20 protein-coding genes are annotated in these 20,302 nt (G+C 68.6%); 9 read left to right on the forward strand and 11 right to left on the reverse strand.

Translation table 11 applies throughout. From position 1 onward, the window contains the following. Window positions 1-14 precede the first annotated feature (14 nt). The gene (locus AQ610_RS02215; protein ID WP_006029408.1) at window positions 15-911 is read left to right on the forward strand and encodes a class I SAM-dependent methyltransferase; all 897 of its coding nucleotides are present in this window, start codon (window positions 15-17) and stop codon (window positions 909-911) included. A 72-nt stretch (window positions 912-983) separates the two neighbouring features. Here the strand turns inward: AQ610_RS02215 and AQ610_RS02220 are convergent, their stop codons facing one another. Together AQ610_RS02220 and AQ610_RS02225 are read right to left on the reverse strand one after the other, a co-directional pair. Continuing rightward, window positions 984-1,589 (reverse strand): DUF1415 domain-containing protein, encoded by a 606-nt coding sequence (locus tag AQ610_RS02220; protein WP_006029409.1) that lies wholly within the window; start codon window positions 1,587-1,589, stop codon window positions 984-986. 53 nt (window positions 1,590-1,642) lie between these two features. Then, complete coding sequence (locus AQ610_RS02225) at window positions 1,643-2,287, reverse strand: TetR/AcrR family transcriptional regulator (RefSeq protein WP_006029410.1); 645 nt, start codon at window positions 2,285-2,287, stop codon at window positions 1,643-1,645. Between the two features lie 159 nt (window positions 2,288-2,446). Between AQ610_RS02225 and AQ610_RS02230 the strand changes: the two genes are divergently transcribed. From AQ610_RS02230 to AQ610_RS02240, 3 genes are all read left to right on the forward strand, one after another. Beyond that, a complete protein-coding gene (locus tag AQ610_RS02230) occupies window positions 2,447-3,730 on the forward strand; it encodes an MFS transporter (protein ID WP_043283302.1) in 1,284 nt (427 codons plus the stop codon). Window positions 3,731-3,906: 176 nt separating this feature from the next. Then, window positions 3,907-4,512: a nitroreductase family protein gene (locus AQ610_RS02235; protein ID WP_006029413.1), complete on the forward strand. Its 606-nt coding sequence runs from the start codon at window positions 3,907-3,909 to the stop codon at window positions 4,510-4,512. 313 nt (window positions 4,513-4,825) lie between these two features. Next, complete coding sequence (locus AQ610_RS02240; protein WP_009913728.1) at window positions 4,826-6,088, forward strand: Hsp70 family protein; 1,263 nt, start codon at window positions 4,826-4,828, stop codon at window positions 6,086-6,088. Window positions 6,089-6,163: 75 nt separating this feature from the next. Here AQ610_RS02240 and AQ610_RS02245 read toward each other — a convergent pair whose 3' ends face one another. Then, window positions 6,164-6,367 (reverse strand): cold-shock protein, encoded by a 204-nt coding sequence (locus tag AQ610_RS02245; RefSeq protein WP_006029415.1) that lies wholly within the window; start codon window positions 6,365-6,367, stop codon window positions 6,164-6,166. A gap of 434 nt (window positions 6,368-6,801) precedes the next feature. Here AQ610_RS02245 and AQ610_RS02250 point away from each other — a divergent pair, with 434 nt between their 5' ends. Next, window positions 6,802-8,403, forward strand: a complete 1,602-nt coding sequence (locus tag AQ610_RS02250; RefSeq protein WP_009913727.1) for an APC family permease — start codon at window positions 6,802-6,804, stop codon at window positions 8,401-8,403. 111 nt (window positions 8,404-8,514) lie between these two features. On the opposite strand, the gene AQ610_RS02255 is transcribed toward AQ610_RS02250, so the two are convergent. The 6 genes from AQ610_RS02255 to hemA all read right to left on the reverse strand — a co-directional run bounded on the left by AQ610_RS02255 (window position 8,515) and on the right by hemA (window position 13,846). After that, on the reverse strand, window positions 8,515-9,303 hold the full coding sequence (locus AQ610_RS02255) for a DODA-type extradiol aromatic ring-opening family dioxygenase (protein ID WP_006029418.1): 789 nt from the start codon (window positions 9,301-9,303) through the stop codon (window positions 8,515-8,517). 263 nt (window positions 9,304-9,566) lie between these two features. Continuing rightward, entirely contained in the window at window positions 9,567-10,163 is a 597-nt protein-coding gene (locus AQ610_RS02260) for a UbiX family flavin prenyltransferase (protein WP_006029419.1), read from the reverse strand. A 13-nt stretch (window positions 10,164-10,176) separates the two neighbouring features. After that, window positions 10,177-10,485 carry a Grx4 family monothiol glutaredoxin gene (gene grxD / locus AQ610_RS02265; protein WP_004186955.1) on the reverse strand — a complete coding sequence of 103 codons (309 nt, stop codon included), beginning with the start codon at window positions 10,483-10,485 and terminating at the stop codon, window positions 10,177-10,179. Between the two features lie 78 nt (window positions 10,486-10,563). After that, window positions 10,564-11,409 carry a peptide chain release factor N(5)-glutamine methyltransferase gene (gene prmC / locus AQ610_RS02270; RefSeq protein ID WP_006029420.1) on the reverse strand — a complete coding sequence of 282 codons (846 nt, stop codon included), beginning with the start codon at window positions 11,407-11,409 and terminating at the stop codon, window positions 10,564-10,566. After that, window positions 11,406-12,488 carry a peptide chain release factor 1 gene (gene prfA, locus AQ610_RS02275; RefSeq protein ID WP_006029421.1) on the reverse strand — a complete coding sequence of 361 codons (1,083 nt, stop codon included), beginning with the start codon at window positions 12,486-12,488 and terminating at the stop codon, window positions 11,406-11,408. Before prfA ends, prmC begins: the two co-directional genes overlap by 4 nt. 68 nt (window positions 12,489-12,556) lie before the next feature. Further along, window positions 12,557-13,846 carry a glutamyl-tRNA reductase gene (gene hemA, locus AQ610_RS02280; protein WP_009913721.1) on the reverse strand — a complete coding sequence of 430 codons (1,290 nt, stop codon included), beginning with the start codon at window positions 13,844-13,846 and terminating at the stop codon, window positions 12,557-12,559. A 590-nt stretch (window positions 13,847-14,436) separates the two neighbouring features. Between hemA and AQ610_RS02285 the strand changes: the two genes are divergently transcribed. The 4 genes from AQ610_RS02285 to AQ610_RS02300 all read left to right on the forward strand — a co-directional run bounded on the left by AQ610_RS02285 (window position 14,437) and on the right by AQ610_RS02300 (window position 17,803). Then, the gene (locus tag AQ610_RS02285; protein ID WP_006029424.1) at window positions 14,437-14,691 is read left to right on the forward strand and encodes a hypothetical protein; all 255 of its coding nucleotides are present in this window, start codon (window positions 14,437-14,439) and stop codon (window positions 14,689-14,691) included. A gap of 18 nt (window positions 14,692-14,709) precedes the next feature. Further along, the gene (locus tag AQ610_RS02290) at window positions 14,710-16,524 is read left to right on the forward strand and encodes an aminopeptidase P family protein (RefSeq protein ID WP_006029425.1); all 1,815 of its coding nucleotides are present in this window, start codon (window positions 14,710-14,712) and stop codon (window positions 16,522-16,524) included. A gap of 107 nt (window positions 16,525-16,631) precedes the next feature. Next, window positions 16,632-17,183, forward strand: coding sequence for an isochorismatase family protein (locus AQ610_RS02295; protein WP_006029426.1), 552 nt, complete (start codon window positions 16,632-16,634; stop codon window positions 17,181-17,183). Then, window positions 17,180-17,803 carry an HAD family hydrolase gene (locus AQ610_RS02300; protein WP_009913717.1) on the forward strand — a complete coding sequence of 208 codons (624 nt, stop codon included), beginning with the start codon at window positions 17,180-17,182 and terminating at the stop codon, window positions 17,801-17,803. The genes AQ610_RS02295 and AQ610_RS02300 overlap by 4 nt, the downstream gene beginning before the upstream one ends. 74 nt (window positions 17,804-17,877) lie before the next feature. Here the strand turns inward: AQ610_RS02300 and ettA are convergent, their stop codons facing one another. Continuing rightward, entirely contained in the window at window positions 17,878-19,545 is a 1,668-nt protein-coding gene (ettA, locus tag AQ610_RS02305) for an energy-dependent translational throttle protein EttA (RefSeq protein WP_006029428.1), read from the reverse strand. A 334-nt stretch (window positions 19,546-19,879) separates the two neighbouring features. Further along, window positions 19,880-20,182 (reverse strand): DUF3761 domain-containing protein, encoded by a 303-nt coding sequence (locus AQ610_RS02315; protein WP_006029430.1) that lies wholly within the window; start codon window positions 20,180-20,182, stop codon window positions 19,880-19,882. Between the last annotated feature and the right edge of the window lie 120 nt (window positions 20,183-20,302).

The following is a 20,302-nucleotide window of genomic DNA, read 5'->3' on the forward strand; positions in this document are numbered from 1 at the left end:
CGGCCCGCTTCCCGATGTCGACCAAGACCTACGAAATCCGCCCGAACCAGTCGATCGAACTGCTGAAGGAACTGCACATCCTGACGCGCGACGGCAAGATGAACCAGGACAGCCGCCGCAAGCTGAAGCAGGTGTATCACCTGTTCCAGTTCATCGAGCCGCTGCTCGCGGACGTCGCGCGGGAAAAGGGCGGCGTGACGCTCGTCGATCACGGCGCGGGCAAGTCGTATCTCGGCTTCATCCTGTACGACCTGTTCTTCAAGGAGCGTCCGCACGCCGGCTCGCACATCTACGGTATCGAAACGCGCGAGGAGCTCGTCGCGCGCTCGACCGAGCTGGCCGCGCGGCTCGGCTTCGGCGGGATGTCGTTCCTGAATCTGTCGGTGGCCGATTCGATCGCGTCGCCGAAATTGCCGGAAACGGTCGATGTCGTCACTGCGCTGCATGCGTGCGACACCGCGACCGACGACGCGATCCGCTTCGCGCTCGCGAAGCGCGCGCGGCACATCGTGCTCGTGCCGTGCTGCCAGGCGGAAGTCGCGGGCGTGCTGCGCAGGAACAAGGGGAAGTCGCTCGCGAGCGCGCTGGCCGAAGTGTGGCGGCATCCGTTGCACACGCGCGAGTTCGGCAGCCAGATCACGAACGTGCTGCGCTGCCTGCAGCTCGAGGCGCACGGCTATCAGGTGAGCGTGACCGAGCTCGTCGGCTGGGAGCATTCGATGAAGAACGAACTCATCATCGCGCAATACAAGAACCTGCCGCGACGCAAGCCGAACGAGCGGCTCGACGAGATTCTCGACATGTTCGGGCTCGCGGAGCTGCGCGAGCGCTTCTTCGTGCCCGATGCGCGGACGGCGGGCGATGCGCACGCCGAGCCGGCCGCGGCGGATTCCGGGCAGCCGCGCGCGTGATCTCCGGCGCGTGACGCGCCATTCGCTGCGCGCGAAGCGAAAGCGTTCGGCGGCGTGCCTTCGCGCTGCGCGCTACCGCGCTTCTTCCTTGCCTTCGTTCTTGTCTTCGCTTTCGCCTTCGCCGGGCTGCGCCATCCAGTCGCGCCAGCCCGCGTGGCCGAGGCGGCGCATCGTCGCCTGATTGCGTTCGTAGATGTCGGCCGCGTCCGGGAACGCGTCGGCGGCGCGCTCGATGCTCGCCTCGCGCAGCAAGTGCAGGATCGGATACGGCGCGCGGTTCGTGTAGTTCTCGATGTCGTCGGGCTCGGCGCCGTCGAACCGATAGTGCGGATGGAAGCTCGCGATCTGCAGCGTGCCGTCGAGGCGCAACTGTTGCAGAAGGCGATCGGCGAACCACAGCGCGTCGTTGTAGTCGAGGAAATCGTCGAACGTGTTCGGAAAGATCAGGAGCGTCGTGTCGATTTCGTCGGGATCGGCGGCGTCGAGGCGGCGCAGCTCGCTTTCGAGATCCGTCAGCGCCGCTTCGAGCGACGTCGCGCGGCTGATCGCGTAGCGGATCTGCCGCTTCACGTGGACGCTCTTCGCGAACGGGCACAGATTGAGCCCGATCACCGCGCGCGTCAGCCAGTGGCGGGTGGCGGCGAGGATGTCGGCGTCGGGCGGAGAGACTTCGGTCATGGCGGAAACGGCGTGGCGATCAAGCCGCGATTGTAGCGGGCCGGGGCGGCGCGTCACGCGCACGCCGCGTCGATCAACTGCCGCGCGACACCCGGCGCGCAGCCTATCGGGGACGCGCCCGGCCGGTACGTCTGGCTCGCCGCGTAAATGCCCTCGATCAGCAGCGCGAGCGCGCCGGCGAGCGCCCGCGGCTCGCGCGCGCGCGCCGCTTCCGACAGCGCGACGAGCCGCGCCATCAGCCGATCCTTGTTGTCGGCGACCGCGCGCCGCGCCGGATGATCGAGATCCGGAAATTCGGTCGCGACGTTGACAAACGGACAGCCTCGGTAGCCCGGCTGCGACGCGCGCTGCGCGAGGTCGTCGAAATACTGGACGAGCTGCGCCTTCGGATCGCCCAGATGCTTGGCGACGCTCGTGTCGAGGCGCTCGAAGAAGCATGCGTCCATTCGATCGAGGTATGCGAGCACGAGTTCGTCCTTCGACGCGAACTGTCGGTAAAGGCTCATCTTGTTGACGCCCGCGCGCTCGACGACCGCATCGACGCCTACCGCGCGAACGCCTTCCTGATAGAACAGCTCCTCGGCAGCGCGGAGCAGGTGCTGCTGCGCCTGCGCGCCCGCGACCTGGGTGCCGCGCGTGCGGCGGCCGGCCGGTTGGGCGGCGCTCTTGGCGGCAGTTTTGGCGACGATGGTGGCCATGTTCGATCCCGACTGCGAAATTGAATGCTTGACATGTTACCGAGCAGTCACTAGGATCGCAACCGCTTGTGACTGATCGGTAACAATGATCGGCGCATCTTCCCCTCAACCACCGGCGCGCCGACGGGCTCGGCGCGGCCGGCGTCAGGAGTGAAACGAATGAACTGGGCGGCAAAGCGGATAGGCGGGCGTTTCCATTACGGCTGGCTCGCGGCGGCAGTGGTGTTCCTGATTCTTCTCGCGGCGGCGGGCACGCGCGCGACGCCGAGCGTGCTGATGGTGCCGCTCGAGCACGAGTTCGGCTGGAGCCGCGCGTCGATCTCGCTCGCGATCTCGGTGAACATCGCGCTCTACGGGCTGACCGGACCGTTCGCGGCCGCGGCGATGCAGCGCTTCGGCGTGCGGCCGACGATTCTCGCCGCGCTCGTGGTGATGGGCGCGGGCGTCGCGTTGTCGTCGATGATGACGGCGACGTGGCAGATGGTGCTCGTCTGGGGCGTGATGGTGGGCGGCGCGACGGGCGTGGCGGCGCTCACGCTGTCGGCGACGTTCGTCGCGCGCTGGTTCGTCGCGCGGCGCGGCCTCGTGATGGGGCTGCTGACCGCGAGCTCCGCGACGGGCCAGCTCGTGTTCCTGCCGATGCTCGCGGCGATCGCGCAACACCACGGATGGCGGCCCGTCGTGCTGACGGTGGCGGCGGCGGTGGCGATCGCGGTGCCGCTCGTCGCGCTGCTGCTGCCGGAGCGGCCGTCCGACGTGGGGCTGCGCCCGTACGGCGAGCCCGCGAACGCGCCGCGCGCGGACGACGGCGCGAAGCGCAACCCGATCGCGGTCGCGTTCGGCACGCTCGCGACCGCGTCGAAGACGCGGGACTTCTGGCTGCTGTTCTTCAGCTTCTTCATTTGCGGCGCGAGCACGAACGGCTACGTCGGCACGCACCTGATCGCGATGTGCGGCGACTACGGGATGACGGAAGTGCAGGGCGCGTCGCTGCTCGCGGCGATGGGCGTGTTCGACCTGGTCGGCACGACGATGTCCGGCTGGCTGTCCGACCGCTACGACAGCCGCGTGCTGCTGTTCTGGTATTACGGGCTGCGCGGGCTGTCGCTGATCTATCTGCCGCACGCGTTCGGCATCGATTTCTTCGGGCTGCCGCTCTTCGCGGTGTTCTACGGGCTCGACTGGATCGCGACCGTGCCGCCCACCGTGCGCCTCGCGACCGACGTGTACGGCAAGGACGCGGCGCCCGTCGTGTTCGGCTGGATCGTCGCGGGCCACCAGCTCGGCGCGGCGTTCGCGGCGCTCGGCGCCGGCATGCTGCGCGCGAGCCTCGGCACGTATACGGTCGCGTCGATGATCTCGGGCGGGCTGTGCGTCGTCGGCGCGCTGATCGTGTTGCGGATCAATCGCGGCGCGGCGCGGGTAGCGGCGAGCGTCGCGTGATCGGCGCGGCCGCGCCGCGCCCGGAGCGCGGGCCGGCGAGCCGCGCCCGGCCTCCCTTTGCGCAGACGCCGATTTGCATTTGCGCGTCCGGTCCGGCAAGTTCGCCGACAAGCGGTTATGCTGACGTATCTGTTCCGGGCGACCGAGCCCTTTTTTAAAAATTGGTGAGGAAACGCATGTCCGTCAAACCCGCTCCCACTTCTGTTTCGATTCATGAACTGATCGCCGGCCGCTGGAGTCCGCGCGCGTATTCGAGCGAGCCCGTCAGCGCCGAGCATCTGCATGCGGTGCTCGAAGCGGCGCGCTGGGCGCCGTCCGCATACAACGCGCAGCCGTGGCGCTTCATCGTGTTCGACCGCAGCAAGGACGAGGTCGCGTTCAAGCGCGCGTTCTCGACGCTCGTGCCGTTCAACCAGGGCTGGAACGCGCCCGCGCCCGTGCTGATCGCCGTGACCGCGCACACGCTCACGACGAAGGGCGAGCCGAGTCCGACGGCGCTCTACGACGCCGGCGCGGCTGCGATGTCGCTCGTGCTGCAGGCGCACGCGCTCGGCCTTGCCGCGCACCAGATGAGCGGCTTCGACGTGAAGGCGTTCCGCGACGCATTCGCGATTCCCGCCGACGTCGAGCCGCTCGCGATCATCTCGGTTGGCCACTACGGCGACGCCGACAAGCTCGAGCCGGTGCTGCGCGAGCGCGAACGCGCGCCGCGCACCCGCCATCCGATCGGCGAGGTCGTCTACGCGGATGCGTGGCAAAAGCCGTTCTCGTCGGTGGCTTGATGTAACGAAACGCATGTCCGGCGCGCGCGGCGCGTTGCCGATGGGGGGCGATTGCGTCGATCGTGGCCCTCGGTGACGAGCGCGCCGGGCCGCCGCGCGGTTTCCAAAGCCGATACGCGGCGGAGCCTTCCCGCCCCTTCGATCCTTCCCCGCCGCGCCCGTCCGCACCGCCCTGCGCCGTCCCGCCTGCGTCGGCTGTTCACCCACGCCCCGAGCCTCGCCCGCATCCGTTCGCGCCCCGGTTGTGACGCGCGGCGGTTTCGTGATAAAAAGCCGGTCCTTCCGTTTCCCACCGCTGTCCGGCGGCCCGCCCATGACTTATTGCGCGATCGACTTCGGCACGTCCAATTCCGCGGTCGCGCTGCCGCGCGGCGGCGGCGCGACCGGGATGCGGCTCGCTCCCGTCGAGGGCGAGCATCTGACGCTGCCCACCGCCATCTTCTTCAATACCGACGAAGGGGCCCGCGAGTACGGCCGCGCGGCGCTCGCGTCGTACATCGACGGTTTCGACGGCCGCCTGATGCGCTCGATGAAGAGCATCCTCGGCTCGCCGCTCGCGGAAACGACGACCGATCTCGGCGACGGCTCCGCGATCGCGTACACCGACGTGATCGCGCTGTTCCTGATGCATCTGAAGCAGAAGGCCGAGGCGTGCGCGGGCGGCGCGATCGGCCGCGCGGTGCTCGGCCGCCCGGTGTTTTTCGTCGACGACGATCCGCGCGCCGACCGCCTCGCGCAGCAGCAGCTCGAGGCGGCCGCGCACGCGGTCGGGCTGGCCGACGTGCAGTTCCAGTACGAGCCGATCGCGGCCGCATTCGATTACGAATCGCGGCAGGACGCCGAGCGGCTCGTGCTCGTCGCGGACATCGGCGGCGGCACGTCGGACTTCTCGCTCGTGCGGGTCGGCCCCGAGCGGATGCGCCGGCTCGAGCGCAAGGGCGACGTGCTCGCGCATCACGGCGTGCACATCGCGGGCACCGATTATGACCGGCGCGTCGAGCTGTCGGCGGTGCTGTCCGCGTTCGGCTACCGCGCGCTCGATCCGGAGGGCCGCGAGCTGCCGAACCGGGTCTATTTCGATCTCGCGACCTGGCACCTGATCAATACCGTCTACACGCCGAAGCGCATCGGCGAGCTCAAGCTGATGAAGCACCTGTACGCGGACGCACGCCATTTCGATCGCCTGCTGCGCGTCGTCGTGCAGCGGCTCGGCCACGCGCTCGCCGCGCGCGCGGAGGAAGCGAAGATCGGCGTGTCGGCGGGCGGCGAGACGATGATCGATCTGAACGATGTCGAGGAGGATCTGCTGATCGCGTTCGACGCGGATCAACTGATCGACGCGAGCCGCGACGAGACGGCGCGGATCGTCGATGCCGCCCGCGAGACGGTGCGGCTCGCGGGGATCGCGCCGCCCGACGTCGGCGCGCTGTATTTCACGGGTGGCTCGACGGGGCTCGCGTTCCTGTCGGGCGCGCTCGCGGCGGCGTTCCCGGATGCGCAGCCGGTGTACGGCGATCGCCTTGCGAGCGTCGCGACGGGCCTCGGCATTCATGCGCAGCGCGTGTACGGCGGCTGACGCGTCGCGCGCCGGACAAAACAAAGCCCCGCCGAAGCGGGGCTTTTCACTGTGCTGCGAAATCTCGCGCTGCGCTTACAGCGGCTTGATGTTCGCTGCCTGCAGGCCCTTCGGGCCGGTCTTCACTTCGAACTCGACCTTCTGGTTCTCTTGCAGCGTCTTGAAGCCGTCGACGCGGATTTCAGAGAAGTGCGCGAAGAGATCTTCGCCACCGCCTTCCGGCGTGATGAAACCAAAACCCTTGGCGTCATTGAACCACTTGACGGTACCGATTGCCATAACTTGTTCCTAAAAATGTAAAACAGGGCCAAAGCCCGGGGAGCGCATGAAAATCAAGGAAGGGGGTAATGGGACCAACCGGAGTACCGTTGATGGGCGAACTACGAAAGAACCTATTCACTCGCCGCTTGAAATCCTGCCAGACCGTTTATACGACTATTCGATTCGACGGTCAATCGTCTTCGATCATGTCTCAGGGTTTTTCTTAGATAACCCAACATTAGAGCTTACAAAGCTTGCTAATGTCACGGATTTTTTGTAGGGGATGATCGAATTTTGCGTTCATTGCCCGGTGCAACCGTTAAACTACGCGCCGCGCGCGGATGGGTTGCTCCCGATCGGGCAACCTGTCCCCCCAAGAATGCATGCGCGGTGCCGTCCGGCTCGATCCCGGGCGGCGTGCCGACCTTGCTTGTTGAGACATAGGAGAGGTTGTGAAGAGTTCTATTCAACGGAACATCGGTCCGTTCGCCTTGATGCTGACAGGGCTGGGTTCGATCATCGGATCGGGCTGGCTGTTCGGCGCATGGAAGGCCGCCAAGATCGCCGGGCCCGCCGCCATCTGCGCGTGGATCATCGGCGCGGTCGTGATTCTCGCCATTGCGCTCACGTACGCCGAGCTCGGCGCGATGTTCCCCGAATCGGGCGGCATGGTGCGCTATGCGCGCTACTCGCACGGCTCGCTCGTCGGCTTCATCAGCGCGTGGGCGAACTGGATCGCGATCGTCTCGGTGATTCCGATCGAGGCCGAGGCGTCGATCCAGTACATGAGCACGTGGCCCTATGCGTGGGCGCACGCGCTCTTCGTCAACGGCGAGCTCACGACACCGGGGCTGCTGCTGTCCGCCGTCCTCGTCGTCATCTACTTCCTGCTCAATTACTGGGGCGTGAAGCTCTTCGCGCGTGCGAACACCGCGATCACGATCTTCAAGTTCCTGATTCCCGGCCTCACGATCGCGGGCCTGCTGCTGTCGAGCTTCCACGGCGAGAACCTCGGCACGGCGGGCGGTTCGGCGAGCTTCGCGCCGTACGGCTGGTCGGCCGTGCTGACGGCGGTCGCGACGAGCGGCATCGTATTCGCGTTCAACGGTTTCCAGAGCCCCGTGAACCTCGCCGGCGAAGCGCGCAACCCGTCGCGTAGCGTGCCGTTCGCGGTGATCTCGTCGATCCTGATCGCGCTCGTGATCTACGTGCTGCTGCAAGTGGCGTACATCGGCGCGGTGAACCCGGTCGACGTCGCGAAGGGCTGGACGCATTTCAACTTCGCGTCGCCGTTCGCGGAGCTCGCGATCGCGCTGAACCTGAACTGGCTCGCGATCCTGCTGTACGTCGACGCGTTCGTGAGCCCGAGCGGCACCGGCACGACCTACATGGCGACGACGACCCGCATGATCTACGCGATGGAACGCAACAACACGATGCCGAAGATCTTCGGCAGCGTGCATCCGCTGTACGGCGTGCCGCGTCCCGCGATGTGGTTCAACCTGATCGTGTCGTTCGTCTTCCTGTTCTTCTTCCGCGGCTGGAGCTCGCTCGCGGCGGTGATCTCGGTCGCGACCGTGATTTCGTACCTGACGGGCCCGATCAGCCTGATGGCGCTGCGCCGCGCGGCGACGGATCTCGAGCGTCCGCTGTCGATTCCGTGCATGAAGCTGATCGCGCCGTTCGCGTTCGTCTGCGCGTCGCTGATCCTGTACTGGGCGAAGTGGCCGCTGACGGGGGAGATCATCCTGCTGATGATCGTCGCGCTGCCCGTCTACTTCTATTACCAGGGCAAGGCTGGCTGGCAGGGCTGGGGCCGCGACCTGAAGGCCGCGTGGTGGCTCGTCGCGTACCTGCCGACGATGGCCGTGCTGTCGCTCATCGGCAGTAAGGAGTTCGGCGGCCACGGCATGCTGCCTTACGGCTGGGACATGCTGGTCGTCGCGGCGATCGCGCTCGTGTTCTATTACTGGGGCGTGAGCACCGGCTATCGCACCGAGTATCTCGACGAGCGCGAGTCGCGCGACGAGATCCTCGAAGGGGTCGGCGCGTAATCGCGCGATCCGTCGCCCGAGATCGCCGGCGGCGGAGGCCGAATCTTCCGAACGAAGCTCGCCCGGGATGTCCCGGGCGGGCTTCGTGTTTTGGGACGATTCTCGCGCCTGTCAGGCCGCCGAGTCGAACACGTAGTTCGTCATCGCGAGCACGCGCTGATACGTGCCGAGCGACTGGACCCTCAGCCGATAGTCGTCGTCCGCCGCGCCGAGCGCCGCGAACACGGGCAACAGGTGCTCGTCGGTCGGATGCATCAGCGCCGCGTGCGGCGCCTGGCGGCGGTAGTCGAGGAGCGCGTCGACGTCGCGCGCGGCGAGCTTTTCCTCGAACCAGCCGGTGAATTCGGCGACGCGCGGGTCCGCGTCCCCGGGCGCGGCCGAGAAATCCGCCGCGCGCAGGTTGTGCGTGATCTGGCCCGAGCCGATCACCATCACGCCGTCGTCGCGCAGCGGCCGCAGCGCGCGGCCGACGCGAAAGTGGTGCGCGGCATCGGCGCGCGGCTGGATCGACAACTGCGCGACGGGCACGTCGGCGTGCGGGAACATCAGCAGCATCGGCACCCATGCGCCGTGGTCGAGGCCGTGCGGCGTGGCGGCGGTCTCGATGCCCGCGTCGCCCAGCAGCGCAGCCGCGCGGGCCGCGACGTCGGGCGCGCCGGGCGCCGGATAGCGGATTTCATAGAGCGCGTGCGGAAAGCCGTAGAAATCGTGGATCGTCTCGGGCCGCTCGGCGGTGCTGACGGCGGGCTGCTGCGTGAGCCAGTGCGCGGACAACATCAGCACCGCGCGCGGGCGCGGCAGTTCGCCGCCGAGCGCGGTGAACGCGCCGGACGGCAGCGCCGGGTCGATCGGCAGCGTCGGCGCGCCGTGCGACAGATAAAGGGACGGAAGGCGGTTCATGATGATCGGGACTGCTGCGAAATGATATTGCCTACGACTATAGGCTCGCACCGATCATTGATAAATGCGAAAAATGGATTTGATTGTATCTCTTTTGTTGTTAATCGTGCGACCGCAGCGGTGCGGTTCCCGATTCCTTGCCGCGGCGCGACGCAGCGAGGCGCGGCTGCGCAGGAACGAAGACCACGGACAGAACGGATGGAGTCGGCGAGCAAGCCGACGCGGAACGGAAACGCCGCCGTCCCGGCTGGGACGCGACGGCGTCAGCCGTGCTCGCGCAGCCCCTGCCAGGGCGCGGTGAGCGGCGCGCCGAGCGCGAACATGTCGAGCACGCGCGCGACCGTATGGTCGACCATCTCGTCGATCGTCTTCGGCATCGCGTAGAACGCGGGCAGCGGCGGGAAGATCACGCCGCCCATCTCGGTGACGGCCGTCATGTTGCGCAGATGCGCGAGGTTGAACGGCGTTTCGCGCACGAGCAGCACGAGCCGGCGGCGCTCCTTCAGCACGACGTCGGCGGCGCGGGTGATGAGGTTGTCGGACAGCCCGTGCGCGATGCTCGCGAGCGTCCTCATCGAGCACGGCGCGACGATCATGCCGTCGGTCGCGAACGAGCCGGACGCGATGCTCGCGCCGACGTCGCGCACCGAATGGACGACGTCGGCGCGCGCCAGCACGTCGTCCCTCGGCAACTGCAGTTCGTGCTGGATGTTGAGCCAGCCGGCGCTCGAGATCAGCAGGTGCGTTTCGACGCCGCCCGAGGCGCGCAGCATGTCGAGCATGCGCACGCCGTAGATCGCGCCGGTGGCGCCCGTGATCGCGACGATCAGGCGCCGCGGCGGCGCCGGGCGGGGCTCCATCGGAGGGGCGCGATCAGGCGGTGAAGAGCTGCTGCAGCTCGCCCGACTGGTACATCTCCATCATGATGTCCGAGCCGCCGACGAATTCGCCCTTCACGTAAAGCTGCGGGATCGTCGGCCAGTTCGAGAATTCCTTGATGCCCTGGCGGATCTCCTCGTCTTCGAGGACGTTGACCGTCTTGAACTGGTCGACGCCGCACGCCTTCAGCACCTGGACGGCGCGGCCCGAGAAGCCGCACATCGGGAATTGCGCGGTGCCTTTCATGAAGAGCACGACCGGGTTTTCGTCGACGATTTGCTTGATGCGTTGTTGGGTGTCCATGACTGACCTTGCTGTAGCTGGGCGTGAATGAGAAATGATACTGGATTTCCCTTGGGCTGGCGGGCGCCGGGCGCCGCGTCAGCCGGGCAGGCGGCCGCCCGTCGCGCGCTCGATCGACGCGAGATCCGCGAGCGATTCGACGTCGGCGAAGCCCGCCGCGCCGAGGAGCGCGCGCACCGCGGCGGCCTGATCGTAACCGTGTTCGATCCACAGCGCGCCGCCCGGCGCGACGAACGCATGCGCGCCCGCAACGATCGCGCGGATCGCGGCGAGCCCGTCGCGCTCGTCGGTGAGCGCGCCGCGCGGCTCGAAGCGCAGGTCGCCCTCGGCGAGGTGCGGATCGTGCCGCGCGATGTACGGCGGGTTGCTGACGACGACGTGAAAGCGCAGGCCGGGATCGAGCGCCGCGTACCAGTCGCTTTCGAGAAACCGCAGCGGGCCGCCCGGGCGCGCCGGATCGAGCAGCTTGCGCGCGTTGCGGCGCGCGACGTCGAGCGCGGTGGCTGACCGGTCGAGCGCCCACACGCGCGCGTCGGGCCGCCCGGACGCGATCGACACCGCGATCGCGCCGCTGCCCGTGCCGAGATCGAGCACGCACGGCGACGCGATGCCGTCGATCGCGTCGAGCGCCGTCTCGACGAGCAGCTCCGTTTCCGGGCGCGGGATCAGCACGTCCGGCGTGACGTCGAATTCGAGGCCGAAGAACTCGCGCGCGCCGGTGAGCTGCGCGATGGGCTCGCCCGCCGCGCGGCGCGCTTCGAGCGCCAGATAGCGCTCGATCGCCGCCGCGTCGAGCGGCTCGTCGGCGCGCGTGATGAGCTGCGTGCGGGTCCAGCCGAGCGCGTGCGCGAGCAGGACCCGCGCGTCGAGCGCATCGAGCGGCGACGCGCGCAGCAGCTCGGCGGCGGTGGCGGGCGTCGTCATTCGGCGTCGCCGAGCGACGCGAGCAGCTCGGCCTGATGCTCGCTGACGAGCGCGGCGATCAACTCGTCGAGGTCGCCGTCCATGATCTGCTCGAGCTTGTACAGCGTCAGGTTGATCCGGTGATCGGTCATCCGGCCCTGCGGGAAGTTGTACGTGCGAATCCGCTCGGAGCGGTCGCCCGAGCCGATCAGGCTCTTGCGCGTGGCCGCTTCCTTCGCGTGCTGCTCGTGATACTGCTTGTCCTTGATCCGCGCGGCGAGCACCTTCAGCGCGCGATCCTTGTTCTTGTGCTGCGAGCGGTCGTCCTGGCACTCGACGACGATCCCCGTCGGAATGTGCGTGACGCGCACCGCCGAATCGGTCTTGTTGATGTGCTGGCCGCCCGCGCCCGACGCGCGGAACGTGTCGATCCGCAGATCGGCCGGATTGATCTCGACTTCGCCGATCTCGTCGGCTTCCGGCATCACCGCGACCGTGCACGCGGACGTGTGGATGCGGCCCTGCGTTTCGGTCGCGGGCACGCGCTGCACGCGGTGGCCGCCCGATTCGAACTTCAGGCGCGAGTACGCGCCATAGCCCGCGATCCGCACGATCACTTCCTTGTAGCCGCCGAGGTCCGACGGGCTCTCCGACATCATCTCGACCTGCCAGCGCTGCCGCTCCGCGTAGCGCAGGTACATCCGCAGCAGGTCGCCCGCGAAGAGGGCCGATTCGTCGCCGCCCGTGCCCGCGCGGATTTCGACGAAGATGTTGCGCTCGTCGTTCGGGTCCTTCGGCAGCAGCATCGTCTGCAGCTCGGCCGCGAGGCGGCTCATCCGGTCGCGCGCGCCGCGCAGCTCGTCCTCGGCGAAGTCGCGCATCGAGGCGTCGGCGAGCAGTTCCTGCGCGGCGAGCTCGTCGGCGCGCGCCTGGCGCCACTGCGCGTAATGCTCGACGACAGGGCCGATCTCCGCGTGCTCGCGCGTCAGCTTGCGATACTGGTCGAGGTCCGCGGTGACGTTCTCGCGGCTCAACAGGTCGTTCAGTTCGGCCAGCCGGGTTGTGAGCTGGTCGAGCTTGCTTTGCATGCTCGTCTTCATGGTGCGGAGCGATGCTCCCAGGGAGGAATTCGAAAAGGGGAAGGAGGGGACGGGCAGGCCGGGCGCCGCTAACGGTCCGACGAGCGCGGCGCGTGCTGGTAGAAGCCGCGCATCAGCTCGATCAGCGAATCGCGGTCGGCGCCGTTCGCGCGGTTGAGCGCGCTCGTCGGGCCGTGAATCAGCTTGTTGGTGAGCGCCTGCGACAGCGCGTCGAGCACGGCGGCCGGATCGTCGCCGCGCGCGAGCATCTTGTGCGCGCGCTCGACTTCCGCGCGGCGCAGCGCGTCGGCTTGCGTATGCATGTGGCGGATCACGGGCACGATGCTGCGCGCGTCGAGCCACTGCATGAAGTTCTGCACGCGCGTCTCGATGATCGCCTCGGCCTGCGCGACCGCGGCCTGCCGCGACGCGTTGCCTTCGCGCACGATCGCGCCGAGATCGTCGACGGTATAGAGGAACACGTCCTTCAGCTTGCCGACTTCGGGCTCGATGTCGCGCGGCACCGCGAGGTCGACCATGAAGATCGGCCGGTGGCGGCGCGCCTTCACCGCGCGCTCGACGGCGCCGAGGCCGATGATCGGCAGCGTCGACGCCGTGCACGACACGATGATGTCGAACTCGTGCATCCGCGCGGGCAGATCGGCGAGCGGCATCGCGCGGCCGCCGAAGCGCTCGGCGAGCTTCGCGCCGCGCTCGGCGGTGCGGTTTGCGACGACGAGCTCGCGCGGGCCTTGCGCGGCGAAGTGCGTCGCACAGAGCTCGATCATCTCGCCCGCGCCGATGAACAGCACGCGCTGCTGCGCGACCTGCTCGAAGATCCGCTGCGCGAGCCGCACGGCCGCAGCCGCCATCGACACCGACTGCGCGCCGATCTCGGTCGTGCCGCGCACTTCCTTCGCGACCGCGAACGTGCGCTGGAACAACTGGTTCAGGTAGGTGCCGAGCGAGCCTGCCTCGGACGCGGTGCGCACCGCGTTCTTCATCTGGCCGAGGATCTGCGTTTCGCCGAGCACCATCGAATCGAGCCCGGACGCGACGCGAAACGCGTGTCGCACCGCCTCGGATTGCGGCAGCGCGTACACGTGCGGCGCGAGCTCGTCGGCGGGAATCCGGTGATAGTCGGACATCCAGCGGATCGCCGCGTCGCGCGCCGCGCGATCGTTGGTCGCGCAGTACAGCTCGGTGCGGTTGCAGGTCGAGAGGATCGCCGCCTCGGGCGCGTTCGGCGCCGGATGGCCGAGGAAGACGCTCTTGAACGTCGAGAGTGCGGGCTTGATCTGTTCGAGCGGAAACGCCACGCGTTCGCGCAAGGCGACAGGCGCAGTGTGGTGGTTGATTCCGATCGTGAGGAGCTGCATGTCCAAGAGGCTATCGTTTAGTCCCATATTATAGCGTTTCGACGACAAATCGATGGTCGGCGCATATCGCGGCCCGTTCGCGGCCCGTCCACGCGATCCGTGCGGCCGCGCGCCGCCTCCGCACCTCCGCACCCGCACGCGGGCCCGGCGGGCCGCGTCGGCCGCGCTCGGCAAGGGCGCCGCGCGGGAGCGAAGCCGCCCGCCGTCGCGGCGGGCCGTCCGCCAGGCGCGACGCCATGCCGCGCCTTTTTGAAAATCGACCCCCAAACGGTGCGAAAATGATGGCCCGCGCGATGGCTCGCGATATGCGGGCGATACGTGGGCGATACGCGGGCGCGGCGTCGAACGGGCGGCTCGGTGCGCCGGCGTGTCGATGCGGTCGCAACGAGCGGTGCCGCGGCCGTGCCGGATCGCACCGGACGTTGCGCCGTCGGTGCATCATGCGTCGATCGGCGGTTTGCGTGGCCGGAACCCGTCCTGCGAGCCGACGCGCCCGCGCGGCCAGCCGCGTCGCGCGGCGTCGATGATATGGAGGACGTCGCACGCCGTTCGCGCCGACGGGGCGAGTCCGACAGCGAAAGAGGCGTGGAATGAACTGGTTTGGAATCGTCGTGCTGGGCTTTGCCGTCGGCCTGCTCGGCTCGGCGCTCAATCCGCTGCGGCGGCTGAGCCGCGCGTCGCTGTGGCTCGCGGTCGCGGCGGGCGTGCTCGGCGCCGCGGCCGCGAAGATGGCAGGCAATGTCGCAGGACTCTTTTACGATGGCGAGACGCTCGAATGGCCGGTCTGCACTGCCGCCGCGCTTTTCGCCGTTGCCGTGACGGTGGGCCTGTCGGCCCGCCGCTGAACGTTTGCAGGTGAAATCATGAATGCCCGACTTCCCGATCCGTCGCCCGTGCCGGCGCGTCTTGCCCTGTTGCGCGGCGCGATGGCGCGCGAGGATCTGACCGCCTACGTGGTGCCGTCCGCCGATCCCCATTTGTCCGAATATTTGCCCGAGCGCTGGCAGGCGCGTCAATGGCTGTCGGGCTTCACCGGCTCGGTCGGCACGCTCGTCGTGACCGCCGATTTCGCGGGCCTCTGGGTCGACAGCCGCTACTGGGTGCAGGCCGAGGCGCAGCTCGCCGGCACGGGCGTCGCACTGATGAAGATAGCGGGCGGCCAGCAGACGCAGCCGCACGTCGAATGGCTCGCCGAGCACGTGCCCGAGGGCACGACGGTCGGCGTCGACGGCGCGGTGCTCGGCGTCGCGGCGGCGCGCGCGCTGACGTCGGCGCTCACGCCGCGCGGCATCGTGCTGCGCACCGATCTCGACCTGCTCGACGCGATCTGGCCGCAGCGCCCGTCGCTGCCCGACGACGCGGTGTTCGAGCATGCGGCGCCGCAGGCCGACACGGCCCGCGCGGGCAAGCTCGCGCAGGTGCGCCGCGCGATGCAGGAGCAGGGCGCGCAGTGGCACTTCGTGTCGACGCTCGACGATCTCGCGTGGCTCTTCAACCTGCGCGGCGCCGACGTCAACTACAACCCGGTGTTCGTCGCGCATGCGCTCGTCGGCCTCGAGCGCGCGACGCTGTTCGTCGCCGACGGCAAGGTGTCGGCCGAGCTTGCGACGTCGCTCGCGCGGGACGGCGTCGACGTGAAGCCGTATGACGCCGCGGCCGCGGCGCTCGCCGCGCTGCCCGAGGGCGCGGGGCTGCTGATCGATCCGCGCCGCGTGACGTACGGGCTGCTGCAGGCGGTGCCGCAGCAGGTGCGCGTGATCGAGGCGGTGAATCCGTCGACGTTCGCGAAGTCGCGCAAGACGCCCGCCGAGATCGAGCACGTGCGCGCGACGATGGAGCACGACGGCGCGGCGCTCGCCGAATTCTTCGCATGGTTCGAGCGCGCGCTCGGCCGCGAGACGATCACCGAGCTGACGATCGACGAGCAGCTCACGGCCGCGCGCGCGCGCCGGCCGGGCTACGTGTCGCCGAGCTTCGCGACGATCGCGGGCTTCAACGCGAACGGCGCGATGCCGCACTATCGCGCGACGCGCGCCGCGCACGCGACGATCGAAGGCGACGGCCTGCTGCTCGTCGATTCGGGCGGCCAGTATCTGAGCGGGACGACCGACATCACGCGCGTCGTGCCGGTCGGCGCGATCGGCGACGCGCATCGGCGTGATTTCACGATCGTGCTGAAGGCGATGATGGCGCTGTCGCGCGCGCGCTTTCCGCGCGGCATCCGCTCGCCGATGCTCGATGCGATCGCGCGCGCGCCGATGTGGGCGGCCGGGCTCGACTACGGGCACGGCACGGGGCACGGCGTCGGCTATTTCCTGAACGTCCACGAGGGGCCGCAGGTGATCTCGCACTATGCGTCCGCCGAGCCGTACACGGCGATGGAAGAGGGGATGATCACGTCGATCGAGCCGGGCGTGTACCGGCCAGGCAAGTGGGGCGTGCGGATCGAGAATCTCGTCGTGAACCGCGCGGCGGGCCGGACCGAGTTCGGCGACTTCCTCGAATTCGAGACGCTGACGCTCTGCCCGATCGACACGCGCTGCGTGCTGCCCGCGCTCCTCGACGACGGCGAGCGCGCGTGGCTGAACGCGTATCATGCGACGGTGCGCGAGCGGGTCGGCAAGCACGTGTCGGGCGACGCGAAGGCGTGGCTCGACGCGCGCACGCAGCCGATCTGACGGGCGCGCGGCCGCCGACGCCGCCCGACGCCGGTCCGCCGGCGACGGCGCGACAGCGGCGCGGCAGGCGGGACGAATGATCGAGCGATAAAAACGGAGGGCGACGCATGGCGAAGGCGGCGGTGATCGTGGTGGACATGCAGCGCGGGCTGTTGCAGCGGGCGAAGCCCGCGTATCGGCTGGACGAGGTCGTCGCGGGCATCAACCGGCTGACGGCGGCGGCGCGCGCGGCGGGCGCGCCCGTGTGCTTCGTGCAGCACGACGGCGGCGCGGACGACGACGTCGTGCCCGGCACGCCCGGCTGGCAACTGCACGCGGATCTCGTGTGCGCGGGTGCCGACTGGCGAATCCGCAAGCGCGAGAGCGACGCTTTCCACGACACGCCGCTTGCCGCGCAGCTCGGCGCGCACGGCGTCGACGCGGTCGTGATCTGCGGCTACGCGTCGGAGTTCTGCGTCGATTCGGCGGCGCGCCGCGCGGCGCTCCTCGGCTACCGGACGACGGTCGTCTCCGACCTGCATACGACGAACGACCGCGCGCACCTGAGCGCGGCACAAGTCGTCGCGCATCACAATTTCATCTGGAACAACTGTTCGTTTTCGGGCAACGGCGTCGCACCGCGGCCGCTCGACGACGTGCTCGCCACGGAGTTCGCATGACCATCAAGGCAGTCGTGTTCGATTTCGGCGGCGTGCTGATCGACTGGAGTCCCGAGTATCTGTACAGGCAACTGATTCCCGATGAAGTCGAGCGGCGCTGGTTCCTCACGCACGTGTGCGGGACGGACTGGGTGGTCAGGCAGGACGGCGGCCAGACGATCGAGGCGGGAACCGACGAGCGCGTCGCGCAGTTCCCCGAGCACGAAGCGCTGATCCGTGCGTTCTACGCGCGCTGGCACGAGATGATCGGCGGCGAGCTCGCGGGCGGCGCTGCGCTCGTCGACAGGCTCGACGCGCACGGCGTGCCGCTCTTCGGGCTCACGAACTGGTCCGCGCAGACGTTTCCGTATGCGTGGGAGAACTTTCCGGTGCTGCGGCGCTTCAAGGACATCGTCGTGTCCGGCCGCGTGAAGCTCGTGAAGCCCGATCCGGCGATCTACCGCGAGATGCACGCGCGGATCGTGCCGCACGTGCCGGGCGTCGCGCCGCACGAGCTCGTCTTCATCGACGACAACGCGACGAACGCCGCGGCCGCGACCGCGCTCGGCTGGCACGGGATTCACCACACGAGCGCCGAAGCGACTCAGGCGCGGCTGCGCGAGCTGGGCGTGCCCGGCTGACGACGCGGCGAAGCGTCGGCGCGTCGGCGCGGGACGGCTGCGCGGCGGACTTGGCGCGCGCCGCGCGCCGGCCGTTACCGGCTGATCGGCTTGTAGCGCAGACGCTTCGGCTTCGCCGCTTCCTCGCCGAGGCGCGCGCGCTTGTCGGCTTCGTACTCCTGGTAGTTGCCGTCGAAGAACACGACCTGCGAATCGCCTTCGAACGCGAGGATGTGCGTCGCGATCCGGTCGAGGAACCAGCGGTCGTGCGAGATCACCATCACCGAGCCCGCGAATTCGAGCAGCGCGTCTTCGAGCGCGCGCAGCGTCTCGACGTCGAGATCGTTCGACGGCTCGTCGAGCAGCAGCATGTTGCCGCCCGCGATCAGCGTCTTCGCGAGATGCAGCCGGCCGCGCTCGCCGCCCGACAGGTTGCCGACGTTCTTCTGCTGATCGCCGCCCTTGAAGTTGAAGCGGCCGATGTACGCGCGCGACGGCGTTTCGTACTTGCCGACCGTCAGCACGTCCGCGCCGCCGGAGATTTCCTCGAACACGGTCTTGCTGCCGTCGAGCGCGTCGCGGCTCTGGTCGACGTACGCGAGCTTCACCGTCGGGCCCTGCACGATCTCGCCCGAATCCGGCTGCTCCTTGCCCGTGAGCATCCGGAACAGCGTCGACTTGCCCGCGCCGTTCGGCCCGATGATGCCGACGATTGCACCCGCCGGAATCTTGAAGCTCAGGTTGTCGATCAAGAGGCGATCGCCGTACGCCTTGCTGACGTTCTTGAACTCGACCACTTCATTGCCGAGACGGTCGCCGACCGGGATGAAGATTTCCTGCGTCTCGTTGCGCTTCTGATATTCCTGGCTGCTCAGCTCCTCGAAGCGCGCGATACGCGCCTTCGACTTCGCCTGGCGGCCCTTCGGGTTCTGGCGCACCCACTCCAGTTCCTTCTTGATCGCCTTCTGGCGCGCCGATTCCGCCGCTTCTTCCTGCTTCAGGCGATCTTCCTTCTGGTCGAGCCAACTGCTGTAGTTGCCCTTCCACGGAATGCCGTGGCCGCGGTCGAGCTCGAGAATCCATTCGGCCGCGTTGTCGAGGAAGTAGCGATCGTGCGTGACCGCGACGACGGTGCCCGGGAAGCGCGTCAGGAACTGCTCGAGCCATTCGACCGATTCGGCGTCGAGGTGGTTGGTCGGCTCGTCGAGCAGCAGCATGTCGGGCTTTTCGAGCAGCAGCTTGCACAGCGCGACACGGCGCTTCTCGCCGCCCGACAGGTGCTCGATCTTCGCGTCCCACGGCGGCAGGCGCAGCGCGTCGGCGGCCACTTCGAGCTGCTGCTCGGGGCTGCCGCCGTCGCTCGCTGCGAGGATCGCCTCGTATTTCGCCTGCTCGGCGGCGAGCGCGTCGAAATCGGCGTCCGGCTCCGCGTATGCCGCGTAGATTTCGTCGAGCTTCCTGTGCGCCTGGAACAGGTCGCCGAGCCCTTCCTCGACGGCTTCGCGCACCGTCTTCTGCGGATCGAGCTGCGGCTCCTGCGGCAGGTAGCCGATGTTCAGGTTCGGCATCGGCGTGGCTTCGCCTTCGATGTCCTTGTCGACGCCCGCCATGATCTTGATCAGCGTCGACTTGCCCGAGCCGTTCAGACCGAGCACGCCGATCTTCGCGCCGGGGAAGAACGACAGCGAGATGTCCTTCAGGATCTGGCGCTTGGGCGGCACGATCTTGCCGACCCGGTTCATCGTGAAAACGTATTGGGCCATCTGCGTGATTGAAAGAGTGGAAATTCACGCGGCCGCGCGCCGGCTGGGCCGGCGGCGACGACGTGCGGATTCGGTTCGTGGAAGCGGCCGCGGCGCATCATCCCGACGCCGGCGGCGGTGCCGCGGTTGCGCGGCGCAAGCCGACATTGTACTCGGCGCGCCGCGGGCTGGCTGCGCCGGCGTCGGGACGACGCGCCGCGGCCGCGTCGATATCGATACGATGTCGGCCGTCGTCGGATTCGGCGTTGCATCGAACGTGCACCGGCGGGAGCGATGCCGATCCGGCGGAGCTTGCTCCGCTTCGCGGCGGCGTCGGCCGGGTCGCCGCCGCCGGCTAGCGCCACGCGGCGACGCCGCCGTGCCCCGAGCACGTGCCGCGCCGATGCCGGCTGAAGCTGTACGCGCCGTCGCGGCAGCGGGCCGTCGCGCCTTCGGGGACGCGGCCCGATTTCGAATGCGCCGGCGCGTGCACGGTCTCTCCGTCGCGGTTGTGGTACGTATCGTGGCGGCCGAGGTCGGCTTCGCCGCCGCCGGCGGGCGCGCCCGGCGAGTAGGCGAATGCGGGGGCGAGCGGCAGCGCCGCGATCGCGAGCGCGACGGCAATGCGCCGCGCCGCTCGATGCAGCGAAATGTGCATGGTCTCTCTCGTTTGTCGTGGTCGATGGGCCAGGCGGCCCGACGGCATCTTAACTGCGGCGAAGCGCTGAAGAAAATCCGCCGCGCATCGTCAAACCAGGAGATGGAGCGTATTTCAACG

Origin of the sequence: Burkholderia humptydooensis (genome assembly GCF_001513745.1) — a bacterium.
Lineage (GTDB): Bacteria > Pseudomonadota > Gammaproteobacteria > Burkholderiales > Burkholderiaceae > Burkholderia > Burkholderia humptydooensis.

What these genes read in the sequence shown, in the direction of transcription:
- AQ610_RS02290 (WP_006029425.1), top strand. Translation starts at nt 14,710, where the DNA reads ATGAATGCCCGACTTCCCGATCCGTCGCCCGTGCCGGCGCGTCTTGCC.
- AQ610_RS02220 (WP_006029409.1), bottom strand. Translation starts at nt 1,589, where the DNA reads ATGACCGAAGTCTCTCCGCCCGACGCCGACATCCTCGCCGCCACCCGC.
- AQ610_RS02240 (WP_009913728.1), top strand. Translation starts at nt 4,826, where the DNA reads ATGACTTATTGCGCGATCGACTTCGGCACGTCCAATTCCGCGGTCGCG.
- AQ610_RS02300 (WP_009913717.1), top strand. Translation starts at nt 17,180, where the DNA reads ATGACCATCAAGGCAGTCGTGTTCGATTTCGGCGGCGTGCTGATCGAC.
- AQ610_RS02230 (WP_043283302.1), top strand. Translation starts at nt 2,447, where the DNA reads ATGAACTGGGCGGCAAAGCGGATAGGCGGGCGTTTCCATTACGGCTGG.
- grxD (WP_004186955.1), bottom strand. Translation starts at nt 10,485, where the DNA reads ATGGACACCCAACAACGCATCAAGCAAATCGTCGACGAAAACCCGGTC.
- AQ610_RS02315 (WP_006029430.1), bottom strand. Translation starts at nt 20,182, where the DNA reads ATGCACATTTCGCTGCATCGAGCGGCGCGGCGCATTGCCGTCGCGCTC.
- prmC (WP_006029420.1), bottom strand. Translation starts at nt 11,409, where the DNA reads ATGACGACGCCCGCCACCGCCGCCGAGCTGCTGCGCGCGTCGCCGCTC.
- hemA (WP_009913721.1), bottom strand. Translation starts at nt 13,846, where the DNA reads ATGCAGCTCCTCACGATCGGAATCAACCACCACACTGCGCCTGTCGCC.
- AQ610_RS02295 (WP_006029426.1), top strand. Translation starts at nt 16,632, where the DNA reads ATGGCGAAGGCGGCGGTGATCGTGGTGGACATGCAGCGCGGGCTGTTG.
- AQ610_RS02215 (WP_006029408.1), top strand. Translation starts at nt 15, where the DNA reads ATGTCGACCAAGACCTACGAAATCCGCCCGAACCAGTCGATCGAACTG.
- prfA (WP_006029421.1), bottom strand. Translation starts at nt 12,488, where the DNA reads ATGAAGACGAGCATGCAAAGCAAGCTCGACCAGCTCACAACCCGGCTG.
- AQ610_RS02285 (WP_006029424.1), top strand. Translation starts at nt 14,437, where the DNA reads ATGAACTGGTTTGGAATCGTCGTGCTGGGCTTTGCCGTCGGCCTGCTC.
- AQ610_RS02245 (WP_006029415.1), bottom strand. Translation starts at nt 6,367, where the DNA reads ATGGCAATCGGTACCGTCAAGTGGTTCAATGACGCCAAGGGTTTTGGT.
- AQ610_RS02225 (WP_006029410.1), bottom strand. Translation starts at nt 2,287, where the DNA reads ATGGCCACCATCGTCGCCAAAACTGCCGCCAAGAGCGCCGCCCAACCG.
- ettA (WP_006029428.1), bottom strand. Translation starts at nt 19,545, where the DNA reads ATGGCCCAATACGTTTTCACGATGAACCGGGTCGGCAAGATCGTGCCG.
- AQ610_RS02260 (WP_006029419.1), bottom strand. Translation starts at nt 10,163, where the DNA reads ATGGAGCCCCGCCCGGCGCCGCCGCGGCGCCTGATCGTCGCGATCACG.
- AQ610_RS02255 (WP_006029418.1), bottom strand. Translation starts at nt 9,303, where the DNA reads ATGAACCGCCTTCCGTCCCTTTATCTGTCGCACGGCGCGCCGACGCTG.
- AQ610_RS02235 (WP_006029413.1), top strand. Translation starts at nt 3,907, where the DNA reads ATGTCCGTCAAACCCGCTCCCACTTCTGTTTCGATTCATGAACTGATC.